The 6,053-nt window shown below is 68.7% G+C and carries 6 protein-coding genes and 2 pseudogenes; 5 read left to right on the forward strand and 3 right to left on the reverse strand.

Annotation, left to right across the window (positions count from 1 at the left end):
- Positions 1-302 precede the first annotated feature (302 nt).
- Both ACTWQE_RS14130 and ACTWQE_RS14135 read left to right on the forward strand, forming a co-directional pair.
- Entirely contained in the window at positions 303-1,406 is a 1,104-nt protein-coding gene (locus ACTWQE_RS14130) for a tyrosine-protein phosphatase (protein WP_443329269.1), read from the forward strand.
- A gap of 160 nt (positions 1,407-1,566) precedes the next feature.
- A pseudogene (locus ACTWQE_RS14135) lies at positions 1,567-1,718 on the forward strand (IS630 family transposase); the annotation flags it as partial.
- Positions 1,719-1,809: 91 nt separating this feature from the next.
- Here ACTWQE_RS14135 and ACTWQE_RS14140 read toward each other — a convergent pair.
- Positions 1,810-2,463, reverse strand: a complete 654-nt coding sequence (locus ACTWQE_RS14140; RefSeq protein ID WP_443329270.1) for a TetR/AcrR family transcriptional regulator — start codon at positions 2,461-2,463, stop codon at positions 1,810-1,812.
- A gap of 91 nt (positions 2,464-2,554) precedes the next feature.
- On the opposite strand from ACTWQE_RS14140, the gene ACTWQE_RS14145 reads away from it, so the two are divergent.
- The 3 genes and pseudogenes from ACTWQE_RS14145 to ACTWQE_RS14155 form a co-directional block, all read left to right on the forward strand.
- Positions 2,555-3,043, forward strand: coding sequence for an ester cyclase (locus ACTWQE_RS14145; RefSeq protein WP_443329271.1), 489 nt, complete (start codon positions 2,555-2,557; stop codon positions 3,041-3,043).
- Positions 3,044-3,049: 6 nt separating this feature from the next.
- Entirely contained in the window at positions 3,050-3,544 is a 495-nt protein-coding gene (locus ACTWQE_RS14150) for a DUF3237 domain-containing protein (RefSeq protein ID WP_443329272.1), read from the forward strand.
- 78 nt (positions 3,545-3,622) lie between these two features.
- Positions 3,623-3,879 (forward strand): annotated as a pseudogene (locus ACTWQE_RS14155) (IS5 family transposase); the annotation flags it as partial.
- Here the strand turns inward: ACTWQE_RS14155 and ACTWQE_RS14160 are convergent.
- Complete coding sequence (locus ACTWQE_RS14160; RefSeq protein WP_443329273.1) at positions 3,863-4,405, reverse strand: GNAT family N-acetyltransferase; 543 nt, start codon at positions 4,403-4,405, stop codon at positions 3,863-3,865. The pseudogene ACTWQE_RS14155 and the gene ACTWQE_RS14160 overlap by 17 nt on opposite strands.
- A 390-nt stretch (positions 4,406-4,795) precedes the next feature.
- A partial coding sequence (locus tag ACTWQE_RS14165; RefSeq protein WP_443329274.1) for a type I polyketide synthase occupies positions 4,796-6,053 on the reverse strand: 1,258 nt, incomplete at its 5' end.

Consider the following 6,053-nt stretch of genomic DNA (forward strand, 5'->3'; position numbering starts at 1 on the left):
CCACCTGCCGGCTGAAGCCGGGGTTCCCGGCGTGCGCAGCCCGGTCGCTCAACGGGCGGCCGGGCCCTGCGCGTTGCCCGACGGCACTGCCTACAAAGCGGCAGAAGGCGCAGAAGCGGCCCGTCGGGGCGCCATGTCACAAGCGGGATGTCTCGCGTCGGCAACGGCATGATCTTGAGTCGGCGTACGCGGCGCTGTAGCGGCCCACGGTGGCCCGGCGGACGCCACCCGCCTCCCGGCCTGCGCGGCCCTGCTCGCCAACTCTAGGTAATCCACGCTATTTCGGGCCGTACGGTCCCGCCATGAACTCCCATTCCACGGCGGCGGTGCTGACCGCCCGCCGCATCGCCGTATCGTTCATGACCGCCGTATCGGCAGTGGGGGGCACCGCGCCCCTCGCCTCGGCCACCGGAGCAGGCCGGCACGCGCCGCAGGGACCGCTTGCCCCCCACGGGATTCCGTTCGCCGACGCCACGGTGACCCAGCAGAAGGACGGCTCGTTCACCGTGTCCTGGAAAGCGCCCGGCGTCGGTTCGGTGACCGTCTACGCCGGTGACAGGGCCGTGGCGCACGGCGGCGCCGAGGCCAGCGTCACCGTACGCGGACTGCCCGCCACAGCCCGCCAGTGGTTCCGCCTCGTCCCCGACCGGGGCGACCCGCTCAGCCTCACCGACCGCTCGCTGCACTTGAAGGGCAGCGCCAACTTCCGCGACGCCGGCGGCTACCGCACCGCCGACGGCCGGTGGGTGAAGATGGGCGTCCTGTACCGCACCAGCGACCTGCACGCGCTCACCGACGCCGACCTCGCCAAGATCCAGCGCCTCGGCATTCGTACGGACTTCGATCTGCGCATGCCGAGCGAGCGCGCCAAGACCCGGGGCCGCGTGCCCGCGGGCGCGCGCTACATCGTCGCCGATGTCTTCGGCGGAAACGTCAAGGGCGGGCTGCCCGCCACCGCCGAGGCGTCCGAGCGGATGATGATCGGCTCCTACCGGTGGCACGTCTCCAAGCCCTCGGCGATCGACGCCTACCGTTCGCTGTTCAGCCTTGCCAACGACCCCGGCTCCTACGCGCTGGCCTACCACTGCGAGGGCGGCAAGGACCGTACGGGCTGGGCCACCGCCGCCCTGCTCACGGCCCTGGGTGTGGACCGCGACACGGTCATGCGGGACTACCTGGCCACCAACGACTACCTCGCCACGAGCAACGCCGCCACCCTCGCCAAGCAGGCCCCCGGGATGGCCGCCCGTCTCAAGCCGATCCTGGACGCCAGGGCCGAGTACCTGAACGCATCCTTCGACGAGGTCAAGGCCCGCTTCGGCACCTTCGACGCCTATCTGCGGGACGGACTGGGCCTGAGCGAGCAGGACCTGGAGCGGCTGCGGGAGGCGCTGCTCACCGGCTGACTGACCGGCTGACTGGCCGGCCTCTCGGTCGGCTGGCCGAAAGGCCCGCGGGAGGGAAGGCCTTGTCGCTGGCCACGGTGGCTGTTCCTCGCGCGCCCCCCTTTTGCGAGGCTTCTGCCCCTCCTGGTCGGTCAGGGTGCCCCGATCTACATCATCCGGGACAACACAGACCCAGGCCCTGCACGCCTACCTGCACCGGCGCAACGCCAACGCCCGCCACCCCGACGTCCTCGCCGCACATCGCCGAGAACGCGCCCGTATCCGCAGCGAAGAGGCATCCGCTGGGGCGGACGCCCTCTCAAGGCGGCCTGACGGATGTGCTGTCACAACACTGGCAGACCGTGCCCAAGCGATCCGCGTCGTGGCGGCGACGCGCGGCCCAGACGGTGCCCGCGACAGCGGATCATTTTGGAGGGACGAGGAACCCCTCGGTCACGAGCCGCACCTTGTCCACCACCTCTTCGTCTCCGAGCCGCAACGCGGTGTTGGCGGCGACGAGTACCGCATCGAGCTGGAAGGCAGCGAGGTCGGCGTCGAGCTGAGCGATCTCTCTGGTGCCGACGGCATGGCGCAGCTCGACGGCGATGAGGTCACGCCAGCCGTGTTGGCAGCGGAACAGCACGTCACGTACGGGCCCGGGACGGCTGTCGAAGCCGGCCTGGTTCGCCGCCCAGAAGCAACCGCCTGGGAACAGCGGCACCGACGCGTACTCGATCCACCGATCGATCAGCGCGCGTACCCGCGCCGCGCCACGGGGCGCGGTCCGTGCGGGGCGGACGACCACATCCTCGAACACGTCACGTGCGCACTTTACCGCCGCGACCTGCAGGTTCTCCTTCGTCCCGAAGAGAGTCTGCACGCCGCTCTTACTGATCCCGAGGTCGGTGGCCAGCCGGCCGATGCTGAGCCCGTCCAGTCCTTCCAGTGATGCCACATCCACGGCATGGCGGACGATCGTCCGCCTGGACCGCGCACCACGCAGCACGCGCCGATCCGACGTCAGCGCGTCGGCCTCGTCGGCGGAACGGACAACGTCCCGCTGCTCCACTTCGCTCATTGCCCCATCCTGCCGGATTCCTCTTGCATATAACGTACGACCGATCGTACGTTTACTTCCTGGGGGCGGACAATCAGGAGGTGTGTGCGACTTGGACAGCCGCCGAATGTTTGAGCTGGCGCAGGCGTTGGCCACCGCAAAGAGCCGGCAGGACGTGCCCGCGGCTATGGAGCTCTTCCACCGGGACATGGTCCTGGCCGCTCCGGCTTTCGGGACGAGGGCTCAAGGCCGGGCCGCGAACGAAAGGGCGCTGACCGGGTTCTTCGCCTCCTTCCCTGACTACCAGGTCGCTCTCGAAGGCCACGCTGCCGACGGCGACGCACTGGTCTGCTGGGGGACGGTGAAGATGACGATGACGGGTGACCGGTTCGGCGTGCACCCCAACGGCAGGCGAGCCGAGTTGCCGGTGTTCCTTCAGTTCGCCTTCAAGGACGGCCTGATCGCTGGCGAGCGCTTCTTCTTCGATCTGTCGGAGCTCTGCGCTCAGTCAGGCGTCTCGACCGACGCGGTCAGGCAAAAGCTGTTCGGAGCAGCCGCGTTCGCGCCCTCCACTCCTGGGATCGAACCCATTCATAGGTGAGGGGACATGGCAGCAGATGCTCGGCTGAAAGACATCGACGAGATCAGGACGATGCATCTCTTCGACATGGCCGTGGACTTGAACCCGCGGCTGGACATCGGCCCCGGCCCGTTGGGCCGACGGGTTCTCTTCGGCTCCGCCGGAGGGACATTCGAGGGGCCAAGGCTACGCGGAGAGGTGCTGCCCGGGGGTGGTGACTGGACGTTGTTCCGCCCCGACGGTGTGATGACGCTTGACGTCCGGCTGACATTGCGGACGTACGACGGCGACCTGCTGCACATGACCTATGGCGGCCGCTGGGTCACCCCGCCCGAACTGCGGGCCGACATGGCCGATCCCGCCACGAGGCACCAAGTCGACCCCGCCCGCTATTACTTCCGGACGAATCCCCTCTTCGAAACGGGGGCGAAGCGATACGCATGGCTGAACGACGTCGTCTGCGTGGGTTCGGGGTATCTGATCGAAGGTGGAATCGCGTACAAGGTCTCACACGTTGTGTGAACGACCCCTGTGACAGCAGGAGAAGCGACAAGTGAATCACCGACCCACGCCAGGACGTGCTCTTCCGAGCCGGTGAACAACCGCGCCTACCTGCGGCGTCGCGGTATCCGCTGCACCATTCCGGACAAGGCCGACCAGGTCCGCAACCGCAGGAAGCGCGGGTCCAGCGGCGGCCGGCCACCGAAGTCCGCCCCAGAGGACTACAGGCCCGGCACGCGGTCGAGTGCGGCATCAATCGCCTCAAGAGACATCGAGCCGTGGCCACCAGGTAGGACAAACTCGCGGTCCGCTACGAGGCTACCGTCCTCGTTGCCGCCATCAACGAGTGGTTGTGACGTACTGGTCCGACGACAACTCGAACACCCGTACTCGCCGACCGCAGGTGGGATTGACGGTCTCACGGACCGGATGCATCCCCAGCTTGGTCATGATCCGTTCGGAGGCGTCGTTGCCCACTTGAGTGATGCTGACGATCCGCTCCAGCCCTCGCTCTTCGAACCCGAACCGTACAGCGGCCGCAGCGGCCTCGGTGGCCAAGCCCTGCCCCCAGTGGGAACGTCCCAGCCGCCAGCCGACCTCAACCGCCGGCAGTACCTCCGGCAAGAAGTCGGGCACCGAAAGGCCGGTGAACCCGGCCAGCTCGCCAGTGGACCGGATCTCCACGGCGAACAGGCCGAAGCCCTGTGACTCCCACTCGCTCTCCCATGCCTGGACCCCGTCGCGGGTCTGCTGTTCGTCACGGACGCTGCCGTCACGGATCCACCGCATGACCTCGGGGTCGGCATTGACGGCAGCCATGGGCGCAATGTCTTCCTCGCGCCAGCGACGCAGGATCAAACGGGGAGTCTCAAGCGTGACCATCCAATCATTCTGGATCCCAAATGGGCTCTCCGCCATCCTCACCAGACACTTTCGATACACGCCCCAGCAGTCCGCAGGAAACAACGCCCCCCTCCCGCCACGGGACCGGACGGGGGGCGTTGTGTGTCCACCGCGCGGCGAACTGCCACCCGGACAGGGCGAGGCCGAGTGCGGCGATGAGGCGGCCACGGACGGCAGTGGCCATCGGCCGCGCCGCGGAGGCGTTCCAGCGGCGCATCGGCTCGTACCGGACCGGTGCCAGGGCTTTCCCTGCTCGGCATCCGCCGCCGCGCAGCACTGTGCGCCGCCGAGTTGTTCGACGGCGCACAGGCGCGGTACTCGAATCGGCCGAGGTGTACGGGAGTTACCGGTACGGGCCGTTTCGCCGGGTCAGGACAGGCCGAGTTCGTTGTCGAGGAGGTCGAAGACCTCGTCGTCGGAGGCGGACTCGAAGTCGAAGTCCTGGTCGGACGGGGACTCGTCGTACTCGGCTGCCGCGCCGGTGTCCCGCAGGGCGTTCCACTTTGCCTTGAGAACCTCCAGACGGCCTGCTATCTGCTCGTGGATCTCCTCCGTGATGTCGAGTCCGCCGAAGGTGTTTTCCAGCCTGTCGAGTTCGCCCAGGAGTGCCTCCGGGCCGGAGGACGCCTCGGGTGCGATCCGGGCATGGAGGTGGTCGACGAGTTCTTCCGGCGTCGGGTAGTCGAAGAGCAGGGTCGCCGGCAGGCGGATTCCGGTGAGGGCGCTCAGGCGGTTGCGGAGTTCGATCGCGGTCAGGGAGTCGAAGCCGAGGTCCTGGAAGGCGCGCTCCGGACCGATCTCCGCGACTCCGTCGTGGCCCAGTACGACCGCGACCTGACCGCGCACGGCCTCCAGCACGACCTCGTGGCCCTCCGCCGCGGACAGCCCGGCCAGGCGCTGTGCGAACCCGGCCGCGCTCTCGTCGCCCGCGGCGGCCGCTGCGGTACGTCGGCCCTGCGTGCGGATCAGGCCGCGCAGCAGCGGTTGGGGCTCGCCCTGGGCCCGTAGGGCCGCGAGGTCCAGACGGACCGGGAGCGCCATGGGTTCGGCACTGCCCAGCGCCGCGTCGAAGAGGGCCACGCCCTCCTCGACGGACAGCGGCGGCATCCCCGAGCGGGCCATGCGCTGAAGATCGGAGTCCGACAGCGTGCCGGTCATGCCGCCGTCCTGGGACCAGGGGCCCCACGCCAGCGACGTCGCAGGCAGACCCACCGCATGACGGTGCCGCGCCAAAGCGTCCAGGAAAGCGTTCCCCGCCGCATAGTTGGCCTGGCCCGCGCTCCCGAAAGTGCCCGCCACGGACGAGAACACCACGAACGCGTCCAGCTCCAGGCTCTTGGTCGCCTCATGCAGATTCCAGGCCGCGTCCACCTTCGGACGCAACACCGCCGCCAGCCGCTCCGGAGTCAGCGACCCGATCACTCCGTCGTCGAGAACGCCGGCCGTATGCACCACAGCGGTGGGCGCATGACGGGCCACGAGGTCGGCCACGGCCTCCGCATCGCTCACATCGCACGCCTCGACGACGACCTCCGCGCCGTACTCCGCAAGCTCGACCACCAGTTCCTCAACACCCTCGGCAGCCGGACCACGGCGGCTGACCAGCAACAGACTCCGCACCCCGTGC

Origin of the sequence: Streptomyces sp. 8N706 (assembly GCF_052245415.1) — a bacterium.
GTDB lineage: Bacteria > Actinomycetota > Actinomycetes > Streptomycetales > Streptomycetaceae > Streptomyces.

What these genes read in the sequence shown, in the direction of transcription:
- ACTWQE_RS14160 (WP_443329273.1), bottom strand. Translation starts at nt 4,405, where the DNA reads ATGGTCACGCTTGAGACTCCCCGTTTGATCCTGCGTCGCTGGCGCGAG.
- ACTWQE_RS14140 (WP_443329270.1), bottom strand. Translation starts at nt 2,463, where the DNA reads ATGAGCGAAGTGGAGCAGCGGGACGTTGTCCGTTCCGCCGACGAGGCC.
- ACTWQE_RS14130 (WP_443329269.1), top strand. Translation starts at nt 303, where the DNA reads ATGAACTCCCATTCCACGGCGGCGGTGCTGACCGCCCGCCGCATCGCC.
- ACTWQE_RS14150 (WP_443329272.1), top strand. Translation starts at nt 3,050, where the DNA reads ATGGCAGCAGATGCTCGGCTGAAAGACATCGACGAGATCAGGACGATG.